General features: G+C 61.2%; 15 protein-coding genes. 6 read left to right on the top strand and 9 right to left on the bottom strand.

Going from position 1 to position 13479, the window contains the following annotated elements; translation table 11 throughout:
- Window positions 1–39 precede the first annotated feature (39 nt).
- Window positions 40–1875, top strand: coding sequence for an ABC transporter ATP-binding protein (locus tag FF098_RS12140; RefSeq protein WP_155140850.1), 1836 nt, complete (start codon window positions 40–42; stop codon window positions 1873–1875).
- A 194-nt stretch (window positions 1876–2069) separates the two neighbouring features.
- Here the strand turns inward: FF098_RS12140 and FF098_RS12135 are convergent, their stop codons facing one another.
- Genes FF098_RS12135 through FF098_RS12125 form a run of 3 tightly spaced genes read right to left on the bottom strand, consistent with a single transcriptional unit; the run spans window position 2070 to window position 3756 of the window.
- On the bottom strand, window positions 2070–2513 hold the full coding sequence (locus tag FF098_RS12135; protein ID WP_155140848.1) for a Kazal-type serine protease inhibitor family protein: 444 nt from the start codon (window positions 2511–2513) through the stop codon (window positions 2070–2072).
- A gap of 32 nt (window positions 2514–2545) precedes the next feature.
- Window positions 2546–3544: a M23 family metallopeptidase gene (locus FF098_RS12130; RefSeq protein ID WP_205967484.1), complete on the bottom strand. Its 999-nt coding sequence runs from the start codon at window positions 3542–3544 to the stop codon at window positions 2546–2548.
- The gene (locus tag FF098_RS12125) at window positions 3538–3756 is read right to left on the bottom strand and encodes a DUF2093 domain-containing protein (protein WP_373291494.1); all 219 of its coding nucleotides are present in this window, start codon (window positions 3754–3756) and stop codon (window positions 3538–3540) included. Before FF098_RS12125 ends, FF098_RS12130 begins: the two co-directional genes overlap by 7 nt.
- A gap of 143 nt (window positions 3757–3899) precedes the next feature.
- Between FF098_RS12125 and FF098_RS12120 the strand changes: the two genes are divergently transcribed.
- Entirely contained in the window at window positions 3900–4625 is a 726-nt protein-coding gene (locus FF098_RS12120; protein ID WP_155140844.1) for a hypothetical protein, read from the top strand.
- A gap of 2 nt (window positions 4626–4627) precedes the next feature.
- Here FF098_RS12120 and FF098_RS12115 read toward each other — a convergent pair whose 3' ends face one another.
- The 4 genes from FF098_RS12115 to FF098_RS12100 are packed head-to-tail and all read right to left on the bottom strand — an operon-like array spanning window position 4628 to window position 8841.
- Window positions 4628–4984: a hypothetical protein gene (locus FF098_RS12115; RefSeq protein WP_155140842.1), complete on the bottom strand. Its 357-nt coding sequence runs from the start codon at window positions 4982–4984 to the stop codon at window positions 4628–4630.
- A gap of 9 nt (window positions 4985–4993) precedes the next feature.
- Window positions 4994–6430, bottom strand: coding sequence for an exodeoxyribonuclease VII large subunit (xseA, locus tag FF098_RS12110; protein WP_155140840.1), 1437 nt, complete (start codon window positions 6428–6430; stop codon window positions 4994–4996).
- Window positions 6431–6484: 54 nt separating this feature from the next.
- Window positions 6485–7852, bottom strand: coding sequence for a hypothetical protein (locus tag FF098_RS12105; protein ID WP_155140838.1), 1368 nt, complete (start codon window positions 7850–7852; stop codon window positions 6485–6487).
- Window positions 7849–8841 carry a hypothetical protein gene (locus tag FF098_RS12100; RefSeq protein ID WP_155140836.1) on the bottom strand — a complete coding sequence of 331 codons (993 nt, stop codon included), beginning with the start codon at window positions 8839–8841 and terminating at the stop codon, window positions 7849–7851. Before FF098_RS12100 ends, FF098_RS12105 begins: the two co-directional genes overlap by 4 nt.
- 79 nt (window positions 8842–8920) lie before the next feature.
- Here FF098_RS12100 and purD point away from each other — a divergent pair, with 79 nt between their 5' ends.
- From purD to FF098_RS12080, 4 genes are all read left to right on the top strand, one after another.
- Window positions 8921–10195, top strand: coding sequence for a phosphoribosylamine--glycine ligase (purD, locus tag FF098_RS12095; protein WP_155140834.1), 1275 nt, complete (start codon window positions 8921–8923; stop codon window positions 10193–10195).
- Window positions 10196–10202: 7 nt separating this feature from the next.
- Complete coding sequence (gene trhO, locus FF098_RS12090) at window positions 10203–11150, top strand: oxygen-dependent tRNA uridine(34) hydroxylase TrhO (protein ID WP_155140832.1); 948 nt, start codon at window positions 10203–10205, stop codon at window positions 11148–11150.
- An 83-nt stretch (window positions 11151–11233) separates the two neighbouring features.
- Window positions 11234–11653, top strand: a complete 420-nt coding sequence (locus FF098_RS12085) for a hypothetical protein (protein WP_155140830.1) — start codon at window positions 11234–11236, stop codon at window positions 11651–11653.
- Complete coding sequence (locus FF098_RS12080; RefSeq protein WP_155140828.1) at window positions 11643–12296, top strand: glutathione S-transferase; 654 nt, start codon at window positions 11643–11645, stop codon at window positions 12294–12296. Before FF098_RS12085 ends, FF098_RS12080 begins: the two co-directional genes overlap by 11 nt.
- A gap of 3 nt (window positions 12297–12299) precedes the next feature.
- Here the strand turns inward: FF098_RS12080 and FF098_RS12075 are convergent, their stop codons facing one another.
- Both FF098_RS12075 and FF098_RS12070 read right to left on the bottom strand, forming a co-directional pair.
- Window positions 12300–12554: a hypothetical protein gene (locus FF098_RS12075; RefSeq protein ID WP_155140826.1), complete on the bottom strand. Its 255-nt coding sequence runs from the start codon at window positions 12552–12554 to the stop codon at window positions 12300–12302.
- A 42-nt stretch (window positions 12555–12596) separates the two neighbouring features.
- Window positions 12597–13469: a dienelactone hydrolase family protein gene (locus FF098_RS12070; protein WP_155140823.1), complete on the bottom strand. Its 873-nt coding sequence runs from the start codon at window positions 13467–13469 to the stop codon at window positions 12597–12599.
- Window positions 13470–13479: the final 10 nt, after the last annotated feature.

The following is a 13479-nucleotide window of genomic DNA, read 5'->3' as shown; positions in this document are numbered from 1 at the left end:
GCAAAGTCCCGTTTCACAAGGCATTTTCACGAGAAGCATGTGGCCGAAAAGCAGATCGAGGATAAGAAAAAGGGCGTGTCCCTGTCGCTGATGGTCCGGCTGTGGCGCGGCTACATGGTGCGCTACTGGCCACAGCTTGGCTCCGCCGTCCTGTTCATGGTCACGCTCGCTGTGGCCGAAGCCCTGTTCCCGGTGATCATCGAATGGGTCTTCGCCTCCTTCGACACCGGACGGCAGGCAGCGGCCGATGGCGGGCGGTCCTTCATGGACTACATTCCCCTTGAGCCGACGCCGGCCAATGTCATGGTCTGGGGTCCGGTCCTGTTGCTGACCGCCGGCTGCCTTAACGCCGGCTCGCAATATCTCTATTCCCTGTCGACCAACGCCGCGGCCATTGGTGTGCTGCGCGACCTGCAAAAGGGGATGTTCGGCAATTTCCTGAACTACGATTACGCCCAGACGCGCGAAGACGGCTCTGGCCAGCTCGTTTCGCGCTTTACCAATGACACGACGACATTGCGCGAAAGCCTGACCCGGGTGCCGAATGCCATACGCGACATCTTCCGGCTGCTGGTTCTGCTGACCATGATGGCGCTGTATGACTGGGTCCTGTTCCTGATCGTCGCGCTGATCTATCCGACCATCGGCCTGCCGGTGACTTGGATCGGCAGGCGCCTGCGTAAATATGCCTCCGGCGTGCAGAACCAGATCGGCGACATGACCGGGCAGCTCGCCGAATCCATGCGCGGCGCACGGATGGTGAAAACCTATAATCTCGAAGAGTATGAGAAGAAACGCGCCAATGCGTCCTTCGAGGAGAGGCATTCGCTGCTGTTCCGGTTCGTGCAGATGCGCTCGGCCAATGATCCGATGATCATGGTCGTCGGGGCCATCGCCGTTGCCGCCGTGATCGGCGCCGCCGCCTGGCGCTTCTCGACCGGGAACCTGACCGGCGAACAGCTGATCGCTTTTGTGGTCATCCTCACGCTGCTGTCGCAGCCGGCCCGGTCCATCGGCACGCTGAACGCCGTTTTGCAGGAAGGCCTTGCCGCACTGGAGCGCATCTTCTGGGTCATCGACCGCAAGCCGGAAATTACCGATGCGCCAGATGCGAAGGAGCTGGTCTTGTCCGGCGGCGATACGGGCGCGAGTATCGAGTTCGCGGATGTGCGCTTTGCCTATCCGGGTGGCGAGGCCGCGATCGACGACTTTTCATTGACTGTGCCCGCCGGCCAGATGGTGGCGCTGGTCGGCGAGAGTGGCGCGGGCAAGTCCACCCTCTTCAACCTCTTGCCCCGGCTCTATGATATCGCGGCGGGCACCATCACGATCGACGGGCAGGATGTGCGCGGGCTGACGCTGAAATCCCTGCGCGAGCACATCGCCCTTGTCAGCCAGGAAGCGGTGCTGTTCGACGACAGTGTCGAGGCCAATATCCGCTTCGGCGACTGGGAAGCAAGCGAGGAACAGGTGATCGCGGCGGCAAAGGCGGCAGCGTCGGACGAGTTCATCCGTGCGCTTCCAGATGGCTACCAGACCCGCGTCGGCGATGCCGGCAACAATTTGTCAGGCGGTCAGCGCCAGCGTATCGCGCTTGCCCGCGCCTTCCTGAAGAATGCGCCGATCCTGCTGCTCGACGAGGCAACCTCGGCCCTCGATGCCGAGAGCGAACGGAAAGTGCAGGAAGCGCTAGGGCGGCTGACCGAAGGGCGTACAACTCTCGCCATCGCCCACCGCCTGTCGACCGTACGCGATGCCGACCTGATCTGCGTGATGGACCGTGGACGGATCGTCGAGCAGGGCACTCATGAAGAACTGCTCAACCAGGGCGGGATTTACTCACGCCTCGCCGCGCTGCAGTTCCGGGAAGACTGATAAGCGAAGCGCCAGCCGCTATTACACCACCCATTCATTGTCAAGGACGCCTTCGGCGCCGCGAAGCGGTTCATCCTTGACAAGGAATGGGTGGTGTAAGGACAATCGGCCAAGGTCTGTAAGACAGTTTCTGTCTTACAGACCTTGATTGCCAAAAAGGGAACTTCTGCAATGGAGTACGGCGATTAAGAGACTTACTCTTCACCGCCCTCAGCGCACTCGCCCTGGCTCATGATGCTGACACCGGCTGAGGCCGCCGAGCAGGCATTGCCATAGGTCTCGCCGTCGCAGCCGCAGACAGGTTCATATTGCTGGGTGCACATTTCCGGCTTGGGCTGGCAGGTGCCGGCGGCATCTGGCATCCAGCACTGGCCTTCATCAAAGGCGCAATAGTCTGAGGCATTGGCGCAGGTCAGGCCTGCAAGGCCACCACACATGGCCCCTGTCTCCTGCCCTTCACTGTTCAGGTAATCCCGACCGCCTGACTGCGCGCCCTCGTCCGTGGCAGTCTCGCCACCAGCTTCTGCCGGGGCATCGACTGCTGGCTGATCATCGGTGGGCACGGCGGAATCAGGCTCACCGCCACCGCAGGCAGCAAGTGAGAAAACAAGAGTGATAATGGTCAGCAAGCGGATCATGGTAAGCCTCAATAATCAGGTCTTTACAGATATCAGGAGTCCGGCATCTCGCCGACGACGAGCTGGGCGTCGACCAGTCGGTCCTGCCATTTCAGCGACCAGTGCAGGTGCGGCCCGGTTGCCCGGCCCGTGGCACCCACAGCACCGATGACATCACCCTTCTTGACCTCGTCGCCCGCCTCAACATCGACACGGGACATGTGCATCAGCGCGCTTTCAAGGCCCTGGCCGTGGTCGATGAAGACGAGACCGCCCTCGAAATACATGCCTGTCTCCGCCAGCGTGACGATGCCGTCCGCCGGGGCAACGATGTCACTGCCGGTCGGCGCGGCGACATCGACACCGGAATGTGGCCTCTTCGGCTCACCATTCAGGATGCGCTGGGACCCGAACACGCCGGAGATAGGCCCCGTGACGGGCCACACGAAACCGTTGGCCCAATACGCCGTGCGCGGACTTGGCTTGGCGCGAGCGGCGTCCTTTTTGGCGGTAGAGACACGAATCTCCTCCAGCTGCGCCTCGGTAAAGCCCGATACCTTGCTCTGGTCGAGGGTCAGGCTCTGAGTCGGGAAATCGCGTGGCGCGATCGCCAGAACGCGCTGTATGGGAGCACTGCCATCGGGCAGCAAAATTACGACCTCGGCTGCCTTTGGATGATCGCGGTCGAACCCAATAATGAAACGACCTTCCCCATCGACGGCAACATCACGGCCATCGAGAGTTACAGTCGCTCCCGGCAGGGTCTGACCGATACCAAGCCCGCCCTGGACCAGGTCGCCAACAATCTGGGCAGCGTCGGCACGGGACACACTGCTTTTGAACTCATCAATCTGCAGCGAGGCAATTTTCGTGTCGTTGAGGGAGGATTCGATCTTGCCCGGCTCGCCCTGATAGCCGGTCGCCTTTAGCGCGGCTTTCATCGCGTCGCCGCCATTGGAGACCTTGTCGTCATCGGCCTGCGCCACCGCCATGGTGACACACAGGGCGGTCGCAGCGGCACCCGCCAGCATCATCGAAACACGCCTTACCATTTGCCGTCCTCCTGCATCGCCTTGATGATGGCCTCGTTCGCCGTGGCGGCATCGGCATAGGCCTCCTGCCGGTCCACACTCCAGTATTTCAGCGCTTCCAGCGGGATTTTCTTCCCCGTCACGGCGCATTCGACATAGGCACCCGGCTCGATCACGTCGAAATCGCCATCGAGATATTCCAGCACGGCCTTGCCGCTCTTGAATGAGTTCAGAATGTTCATGGGTCTCATCTTAGCGGGACTGAACCGCCTTGGCGAGGGGGTGCAAGAGGATGGATGAAGCGGGCATTTTGGCTTGAAATAACCCGGTCGGTAGTTAGTCTGGCTCCCGTGGGAACAGTCTGGGGAGTATCTTAATGCACATTGAAACTGATCTTGTGGTCGACCGCATGGCGATCAGCGATGCCATCTCGTTTGACGGCACCCATTGCAGCCATATGCGACTGTCTTCCGTTTCGCTTGAGAAAAGCAGCTATGAGGGCGTCGACCCGCTGAATATCCAGGGGTTCAACGAAATCGCCAAGATCATCGTTTCCGTCGGCCGGTTCGCGGTCGTGCGCATGCACAAGGGGCTGACCAACAAGCTGTCCAATGTGTGCAAGCCGGTGCTGATCGATATCGAGCAGAAACTCGATTTCCTCGACAAGCTGCGCTTTAACCTTGCCTCCTTCGGCAACTGGCTGGAGCGCGAACAGGTCCAGATGGCCGAGGCGATGAAGGCCGCGACGACCGAGGCCCAGCAGCGCGACATCCTGCGCCATTTCATCATGCGGCTTTTGCGGGAGATGAACGGCGTCACACAGGCGATCAACGATGTCGCCCACGCCCGCGATATGTCCGCCTATGAACGAAACCGGGAAAAGCTGGAAGGCCTGCCGCAGGGTGAATATCGCATGGTGGAAACGTTCTATTACAACTACCGGATCTTCACCTCGTCCTTCGCGCGCAATGCCGGGCTTTATAATCACGCCCTGTCGCAGGACGTGCCGGAACTGGCGCTTGCCATCGAAAGCCTGATGAATATCGCCCAGTCGGCCTCATCGATGATCAAGGCGACCGGCGATATCTTCGGCAAGAAATAGGATCAGCTGGCGCTGCCCCGCTGGCGGATCAGCTTGAAGACCAGCGAAAAGACGAGGTTGAGGATCAGCGCCCCGGTGCCGATCAGCAGGACGGCGACAAGGGCAAGGTTCGCATCCTCGCAGTCATAGCCCATCATCGCCTCACACTGGGCGATCTGGGCCTCGACCTTCGGCTCCAGCATGATCCAGACCAAGCCGGTGAGCAGGAAGATCAGTATACTGCCGCCAACCGCGTTGAGCCATAGGCTGTAGCGGCTGCCTTTCTCCCTGGTCCGGCGCGTGCCCTGCGCAATGCGCCCTGCCGCAGCGATGCAGAAGCCGATGATGATCGCGATGATAAACAGGCTTAGATCTGTCATGGGTCGTGCCTAGTCGAACAGGGTCTTCTGGGTCGGCGGCTTGCCGGACTTCTTGGCAGTCGCCGTCTTTTTTGCTGCAGGCCTTGCCTGTTGCGCTGACGCCTCGCCATCGAACACTGCCTGGCGCGAACCATCATGGAAGCGGATTTCCGCCGCCTGCCCGGCCTGTGGCTCACCGGCAGAGCGTAGCACATGTCCCTCGCCATCGAGCACCAGTGCATAGCCGCGCTGCATCACGTTTTTATAAGACAGGCTTTCCAGCAGTTTCGACGTGCCGGTCAACTGATCGTCGTAGCGCTTGAGGAAGCGCTGTCCGACAGACGTCAGGCGCTCCCGGCACGGGTCAAGCTGGCGGCGATGCTGGCGCAAGGCGACCTGCAGCGCCTGCGGCCTGATGCCGGAGGCGGCAAGGCCGAGCCGGTTGCCTGCGCGCTCCAGCCGTTGGGACAGGGCACCGCTCAGGCGCTCCTCTGCCCGGTCGAGGCGCTGGGCGGGAATGTCCAGCACCTTCTCCGGTCGGCCGAGCCCTCGATTGGCGGAGATGAGCGCGACACGGCGCGATTCGAACGTACGCTCCGTACACGCCGTCAGCCGGCGAGCCTTGTTGTAAAGCTCTGCCAGCAATTCATTGCGTACCGGCACGGCGATCTCCGCCGCCGCCGTCGGGGTCGGAGCACGCCGGTCGGAGACATAGTCGATCAGCGTCGTATCGGTCTCATGGCCAACGGCGGAGATGAGCGGTATCGCGCTGGCCGCCGCGGCGCGGGCGACCTCCTCCTCGTTGAAGCACCAAAGATCCTCCAGCGAACCGCCACCGCGCGCGACGATCAGCACATCCGGTCGCGGCACGGCACCCCCCTCCGGCAAGGCATTGAAGCCCTCGATCCCCTTGACGATCTGCGCTGCTGCGCCCTGCCCCTGTACCAGGGTCGGCCAGACGATGACATGGACCGGGAAACGGTCGCGCAGGCGATGAAGGATGTCGCGGATGACCGCGCCCGATGGCGAAGTGACGACACCGATGACCGATGGCAGATAAGGCAGCGGCTTCTTGCGCGCTTCGTCAAACAGGCCTTCGGCGTGCAGTTTCTTCTTGCGCTCCTCAAGCAACGCCATCAGCGCACCGGCACCGGCAGGCTCGATCGACTCGATGATAATCTGGTATTTCGACTGGCCGGGGAAGGTCGTCAGGCGACCGGTCGCGACCACTTCCATGCCCTGCTCCGGCCGGATCGCGAGCTTGCCTGCATTGCCTTTCCAGATGACGCCGGAGATGACCGCGCGATCATCCTTCAGGTCCATATACATGTGTCCCGACCCGGCCTTCATCACGCGGCCAAGCTCGCCCTTCACACGGACATAGGAAAAGGAATCCTCGACCACCCGGCGAATATCGCCGGACAGTTCGGAGACGGAATATTCCCTGATATTTGGGGTCGCACTCATGGCCTCACCCTGCCCCGGAACGCCGCGCCCGGTCAACCAGCCGGGGCGACTGGCTTACAATCCTACTGCCGCCTGCATTTCCTGTGCTGTCAGGCTGCTATCGCCATCGAGTATACGCGCGGCGAAAGCCTGCGTCTCGGCGCCGGCCATTTCCCCGATCAGAGGCAGGAAGGTTTCCTCCGCCCATGGCGCGCCGTCCTTTACGCGGGTCAGATAGACGCCCCACAGGGTGAACAGGTCTTGCGCACCGCCGCTGCGTGCCTTGATCGCCCGGTCCGCGGCGAGCTGCATGACCATGCCGCATTCATAATAGAGGTTGAAGGCGCCGCGATCCTGCGCAGTGCGCAGATCGCCATCGGCCAGCCCCAGCAGGCAATTGTCTATCGCCTGCTGCTTGCGCTGGGCGATATACTCGGCGGGTGCGGCATCCAGTTCTTCCATCGCCAGAGCGGCAAAGGCATCCGCCCCGCCCTCATGTATCCACGCGACTTTCAGGTCGAATTCACGCCCGGCCCCGCGCTGATAGAGATGGCCAGCCTCATGGGCGAAGAACCACGAGACAAAACCGACGATCTGCGGCCCTCGCACCTCCGCCGTTTCCAGCCAGCCATCTCCACTCATATGCATGAAGACCTGACCGGGCAGTACGCCGCCCTGATTGGAATAGCTGTTCGAAGACGGGTTGCCGTCAGGCTCCGTATGCCGGTCGAGGGCCGCGAACAGCATCGGCTGGTCTTCAAGGGCGCCCAGCTTGCCCGTATAGAAAACCATCAGCTCAGGGAACAGTTCATCGAGAGCGCTGCTCAGATCATCCGGCAGGGCCTGATCGACGACGGCGACGACATAGTCCGTCTCGATCGGCTCGGCGGCACCGAGATAGACCATGGTGCCGTCATCTTTATCGTCCCAGCTCACAGGACCGGTCAGGACCTCCCCGTCCAGAATGATATGCTGGCCTTCGCCGGGGATCAGCTGCATCGGGAAGACCGTGCCTTCCTCAACGATTCCGCAACTGCGCACGCAGGCCTGGAAGCGACCGGAATGGATCAGCAGCCCGCCGTCCTTGTATGGCATGAAGGGCGAATAATCCTGCGGCAGTCGGATGAAGGTCGCCGGGATATCGAAGGCGATCTCGGTGAACAACTCGCCATCCCTGCGCTGGACGTAATCGCGCTCGCCGCCATGGTTGAGCACGAAGCCATCATCGAGCGGCACCCAGCGTTCAGCCCGCTGGCCATCGGTCACCCGGCGGAAGGCGAGCCCCGGCGCGGGCCGGGCGAGCCGATAGGTAACGCGCATCGTGTCGGCATCGACCATTTGCAACTCAGCCTGCGGGATAAACTCCTGCCGCCTTTGCAGGTCCGTATTACATCCCGTCAGCACCGCCATGGCTGCGGCAATACCCGGTACAATCTTGTTCATTCTTCCCTCGCTTCGCGCCGGTATCGCTCCCGGTCGGCTATCAGTTCATCGATGACTTTCGGGTCGACATAGGGATCGTCCCGCAGGGTCCAGCTCGGCTCCCACCGCTCCAGGAAATATGGGGTGTCGATGCCCATGCCGGAATAAATGTTGTCGACCGGGCTCATCTGCTCGCTGACGCCCATGCTGGCGCCTTTCCATTCGTCGAACTTGCGCTCATTGCGCAGCCAGCGGGCCCGGTCACGCCCGATCAGCAGCCCTTCGTCGAACGGCTCGTACCAGACAGACCCTTCGGGCAGGTCATCAGTCGGCGGGCCGATCAGCGGACCATCATCCGGCACATCGATACCGCCGCGCCGCAATGAGGCGACGATGCCGGACCAGTCTTCATCGCCTCTTGTCCAGCCGGATCGGATCTCTGGCCGTCCGGCGCATTCGGCTGCCTTGTCCGGATCTGAAAAAATATCGTTACACCGCAGGGCGATAACACCGGCAGGGCCACCGGCCTGTGCCTCGGGCAGGTCGACATCCGGCAGGTTTGTGGGTGAGGGCGCGGCAGGGGCCGGGCGCGGCGTCGGCGGAGGCGCTTGTGTTGTTTCCGGTTCCGGCGTTTCGGCGACCACCGGCACAGGCGGCTCCTCGACCAGGTCCGGTATCTCTTCCGCCTGGCTGACGGAGGCGTTCTCCTCGGCCTCTTCCGGTTCGGGGGGCGAGAAGTCCTCTTCCATTTCTTCAGGCTCGGGCAGCAAATCTTCCGGTGTCAGCACGAAAACGGGGATCGTATCGTCGGGGTTGGGCACGCCGGGCAGCACCGTAACCCGCGCGACAAGGCCGAAGATGAGCAGAAAGGCCACATTGCCGATGACGGCACCGCCCCAGGGCGTCCACCGCCGCAAATGGCTGTCCCGGGTGGCTCCTTCCCCGGCAATACCCTCATCAGCACCGATGCGCTCACCCGGCTCGGCCGCAAATTTCCCGTGTTCCGCCATTGATTTTACCTAGCCCGAGCGCGCATAAGGCATCACGTGAAATCTTGGTGAGTAATATTAATTCTTTCGGAGACAGGCGTTGAAAATCCTTCTCATCGGTGCGGGCGGGCGCGAACACGCGCTGGCATGGAAAATTGACCAGAGCCCGCTGGTCGACACGCTCTATTGCGCGCCCGGCAATCCGGGCATGGCCGCCCATGGTACCTGCGTCGATATCAAGGACAGCGATGTCGAGGCGCTGGCGACTTTTGCCAAGGAAAAAACTGTCGACCTCGTCGTCGTCGGCCCGGAAGCGCCGCTGGCCGCCGGGATCGCCGACAGGCTGGCCCGCGACGGCATCCCCTGCTTCGGTCCAAGCCGTAAGGCCGCCCAGATCGAAACCTCCAAGGCTTACCTCAAAGACCTGTGCGCGGAATTCGAGATCCCCACAGCCCACTATGGCACTTTCACGCAGGCCGACGCCGCGAAGAAATTCCTCGCCAGGATGACCGCGCCCTATGTGATCAAGGCGAGCGGCCTTGCCGCCGGCAAGGGCGTCGTCATCGCCGAGACGATCGAGGAAGCGCACGATGCCATCGACGCCATGCTGGGCGGCCAGTTCGGCAGTGCAAGTTCGCAGATCGTGATCGAGGAATTCATGAAGGGCGAGGAAGCGAGCTTCTTCGTTATCACCGACGGCACGCGCGCGGTGAAGATGATCGGTTCGCAGGACCACAAGCGCGCCTTCGATGGCGACACCGGCCCGAACACCGGCGGCATGGGCGCCTATTCCCCGGCGCCGGTCTTCACCCCGGAAGTCGAGCAGCTGACCATGGAGCGCATCATCGAGCCAACGATAAAGGCAATGCGCGCCCGGGGCACGCCCTATGTTGGCGTGCTTTATGCCGGGCTGATGGTGACAGAAGACGGACCGAAGCTGATCGAATATAATGCCCGCTTCGGGGACCCCGAATGCCAGATCATGATGCGCCGTATGCAGAGCGATATCGTGCCCGTGCTGCTCGCCGCTGCCAGGGGCGATCTGTCAGGTAAGTCCTTCAGCTGGTCGGAGGAAGCGGCCGCCCTCGTCGTCTATGCGGCCAAGGGCTATCCCGGTGCATATGAGAAGGGTTCTGAGATCCGCAATATCGGTGCGGCGGAAGCGATTCCGGGCGTGGAGGTCTTCCACGCCGGGACAAAAGCCAAGGGTGTGCACCTGCTCTCCAATGGCGGTCGTGTGCTGAATATCACCGCGACCGGCAAGGACGGGCGCGAGGCGGTCGAGCGGGCCTATGAGGCGATCCGCCTGATCGACTGGCCCGACGGCTATTTCCGCACCGATATAGGCTGGCGAATGCTGGCCCGGGATGCCTGAGACTGGAATGACCGAGACTGAAGGAAATCAGTGGGTCGTTGCGGCCCTCTATAAATTCGTGTCGCTGCCGGACCATGCGGATCTGCGTCGCCCCCTGCTCGCGGCCTGCGAGGAAGCCGGGGCGTGTGGTACGCTGTTGCTGGCAAAAGAAGGCATCAACGGCACTATCGCGGCGCAGGGCGATGGCATCGACCGTGTGCTGGACTGGCTGCGCCGCGACGGGCGTTTTACAGATATCGAGGTGAAATATTCCCATGCGGAGGAACAGCCGTTCTATCGCATGAAGGTGCGCCTGAAGAAGGAGATCGTCACCCTCGGCGCCGGCGATGTCGACCCGAACGAGCAGGTCGGCACTTATGTGGAGCCCGGCGACTGGAACGCGCTGATCATGGACCCGGACGTCCTCGTCATCGACACGCGCAATGACTACGAAGTCGCCATCGGCACATTCGAGGGCGCGGATAATCCGCACACGACGTCGTTCCGTGAATTTCCTGCCTATGTCGAAAAGCTGAAGGCCGAAGGCAAGAAACCGAAAGTCGCCATGTTCTGCACCGGCGGCATCCGCTGCGAGAAGGCTTCCAGCCTGATGCTGCGCGAGGGCTTTGACGAGGTCTATCACCTGAAAGGCGGCATCCTGAAATACCTGGAGACCGTACCGGTGGATGAGAGCCTGTGGCGCGGCGAATGTTTCGTGTTCGACAATCGCGTGTCGGTGCGCCACGGCCTGGAAGTCGGCGACTATGATCTCTGCCATGCTTGCCGCATGCCGATCTCGGCAGAAGACAAGGCATCGGAGCATTACCGGCCCGGCCTCTCCTGCCCGCACTGCATCGGCGAGCGCAGTGAAGAGGAACTCGCCCGCTTCGCCGAGCGTCAGCGGCAGGTGCAGCTGGCCAGAGAGCGCGGCGAGACCCATATCGGGTCTAGACCCGAGAAAACGAAGCAGCGCTAGAAATAACTTATGATTTTGACTTGCCTTGTAATCTGATTTCGAAGCTCAAAATATAAGTTAGAGGTTTTAAGTATACGGTACCCATGACTACCAAGATTATAATATGGTGTAGGGTCATCGAGTTTGCTCTCGCAGTCATTGTGACTGCTTTATTCTGGAGGTTTTCCCCGGGGTTTCAGGGAAACTTCGAAGAGCTCAATTTCTTTTTCCTGCTGGTTTATGCTGCCGGGTTCTGGCTGGGGGCTTACTTTGCAGGTTTGTACATACCCTTGCTTTGCCTCCCCGCATTTTTGCTAAAAATTGTAAACTTGCGAAATGCATTCATTATGTCATTCGCCAATGTAATCCTTTCCTCCCTGTGGTTTGCAATCTGGATGTACTTACTATACGCACCTCCAAAAGTCTGGATACCTTACGCAATAATGTCCGCAGTCATATTTCTTCTGCCACCCGTAGTTTATTCCATACAACAGCATAAAGTTCAGGAGATCGATGACCTCTAGGCCCGTCCTCTATTCCTTCCGCCGCTGCCCCTACGCCATGCGCGCCCGGCTGGCAATATCCATCAGCAGACTGACGGTTGAATTGCGCGAGGTGGTGCTGCGCGACAAGCCGCCTTCCATGCTGGAGGCAAGTCCCAAGGGCACGGTGCCGGTGCTTGTGGCGGGTGACAGGGTGATCGAGGAGAGTGACGAGATCATGTTCTGGGCCCTGCGCCAGAGCGATCCTGAAAACTGGCTGCAGCCATGGCGGGAGAACCGCCCCGCCGTCGAAGCGCTGATCGTGGAAAATGACGGCCCCTTCAAGCGTCATCTCGACCGCTACAAATATCCCGTGCGCTATCCGGATGAGAATATCGTCGCCGAGGAACAGCGCGATGCTGCGCTGGAGATTCTCGCCGGGTGGGACAGCCTGATCGGCCGCGGCGGCTGGCTGTTCGGCGAGGAGGTCAGCGTCGCCGACATGGCCCTGTTACCTTTCGTGCGCCAGTATGCCCATGTCGACAAGGACTGGTTCGACGACCAGCCGATCCCCGCGGTCAAGGACTGGCTGGAGCGCTTTCTCGCCTCTGACCGGTTCAAGGCGATCATGCCGAAATTCGACCAGTGGGAAGAGGGAACAGACGGGGTCGCGTTCCCGGCTTGAAGTCTATTCAGACCTCAGCCATTTCAGCGTGCCTTCGGCCATGCCCTTGAACTTGGGATGATCCTTCAGCGGTGCGACCCAGAGCGTGTCCGGGTTCGTGCGCCGCTTGACCGCATGATAGAGCTGCGAGCGGGTCTGATCCGTCCGCACAAGGAACAGCCGGTCATCGAACTGGCGAATATCCGGTGAGTGGGTTTCCACCGGCTCTGAATTGCCCTTGATATAGACGGCGTAAAGGCGTTTCTCTGTGTCTGACATGTTCCAGAAACACGTCGTCTTATATGAGGGTTCAGTTTACCCTCAGGCCAGATGTTCCTTGAAGAAATCGATGGTCCGCTGCCAGGCCAGCGCCGCCGCCTCGGCATCGTACCGCGCGGCATTGGCGTCGTTGTTGAAGGCGTGGTTGACGCCCTCATACATGTGGATCGTGTAGTCCTTGCCCGCCGCCTCGAGGGCATCTTCATAGGCCTCGATCCCGGCATTGATGCGATCATCGAGCCCGGCATAGTGGAGCATGAGCGGCGCTTCGATTTGCGGCACATCGGCGGCATCGGCCTGGCTGCCATAATAGGCAACGGCGGCATCGAGGTTCGGGTCGCGCACGGCGAGACGATTGACCTGCCCACCGCCCCAGCAGAAGCCGACGGCCCCGACCTTGCCGGTCGCCCCTTCTGTCGTGCGCAGATACTCAAGACCAGCAAAAAGCCGGTTCGTCGCCGTTTCCGTCTCGATCTGGTAGATCATGTCCCGCGCCTCGTCCTGGCTTGCTGGCGTTCCGCCATAGGGCGACAGCATGTTCGGTGCGAAGGCGAGGAAGCCTGCCTGCGCCACTCGGGCGGCAACATCCTCAATATGCGGATTAAGCCCGCGGTTCTCGTGGATCACCATCACCGCCGGCCACGGGCCCTTCGTCTCCGGTGTGAACATTGTGCCGGAGACGGGCACATCGGCCTGATAGGTGACGGTGGATTTGTAGTCGGCCATGGCCTCCGACGCGCTCATCGCGCCTTCGGCAGCATAATTGTTCTGCAGGGTGGGGACGCAGGCCGAGGCAGCGGCGGCAGACCCGGTCAACACGGTCAGCTTCGCCATGAAGGCGCGACGGCTCATCGTGCCATGGGTGAAGGCATCATACAGCCTGATGATGTCCTGCGAAATCTTCGTATCGGCCATGCTTCCTCTC

The sequence above is a fragment of the Aquisalinus luteolus genome (assembly GCF_009712425.2).
Classification (GTDB): Bacteria; Pseudomonadota; Alphaproteobacteria; order Caulobacterales; family Parvularculaceae; genus Aquisalinus; species Aquisalinus luteolus.
The sequence above is the reverse complement of the archived record's forward strand: the minus strand, read 5'-3'. Positions and strand labels throughout refer to the sequence as shown.

What these genes read in the sequence shown, in the direction of transcription:
- FF098_RS12135 (WP_155140848.1), bottom strand. Translation starts at nt 2,513, where the DNA reads ATGATCCGCTTGCTGACCATTATCACTCTTGTTTTCTCACTTGCTGCC.
- FF098_RS12130 (WP_205967484.1), bottom strand. Translation starts at nt 3,544, where the DNA reads ATGGTAAGGCGTGTTTCGATGATGCTGGCGGGTGCCGCTGCGACCGCC.
- FF098_RS12120 (WP_155140844.1), top strand. Translation starts at nt 3,900, where the DNA reads ATGCACATTGAAACTGATCTTGTGGTCGACCGCATGGCGATCAGCGAT.
- FF098_RS12115 (WP_155140842.1), bottom strand. Translation starts at nt 4,984, where the DNA reads ATGACAGATCTAAGCCTGTTTATCATCGCGATCATCATCGGCTTCTGC.
- xseA (WP_155140840.1), bottom strand. Translation starts at nt 6,430, where the DNA reads ATGAGTGCGACCCCAAATATCAGGGAATATTCCGTCTCCGAACTGTCC.
- FF098_RS12105 (WP_155140838.1), bottom strand. Translation starts at nt 7,852, where the DNA reads ATGAACAAGATTGTACCGGGTATTGCCGCAGCCATGGCGGTGCTGACG.
- FF098_RS12100 (WP_155140836.1), bottom strand. Translation starts at nt 8,841, where the DNA reads ATGGCGGAACACGGGAAATTTGCGGCCGAGCCGGGTGAGCGCATCGGT.
- trhO (WP_155140832.1), top strand. Translation starts at nt 10,203, where the DNA reads ATGACCGAGACTGAAGGAAATCAGTGGGTCGTTGCGGCCCTCTATAAA.
- FF098_RS12085 (WP_155140830.1), top strand. Translation starts at nt 11,234, where the DNA reads ATGACTACCAAGATTATAATATGGTGTAGGGTCATCGAGTTTGCTCTC.
- FF098_RS12080 (WP_155140828.1), top strand. Translation starts at nt 11,643, where the DNA reads ATGACCTCTAGGCCCGTCCTCTATTCCTTCCGCCGCTGCCCCTACGCC.
- FF098_RS12075 (WP_155140826.1), bottom strand. Translation starts at nt 12,554, where the DNA reads ATGTCAGACACAGAGAAACGCCTTTACGCCGTCTATATCAAGGGCAAT.
- FF098_RS12070 (WP_155140823.1), bottom strand. Translation starts at nt 13,469, where the DNA reads ATGGCCGATACGAAGATTTCGCAGGACATCATCAGGCTGTATGATGCC.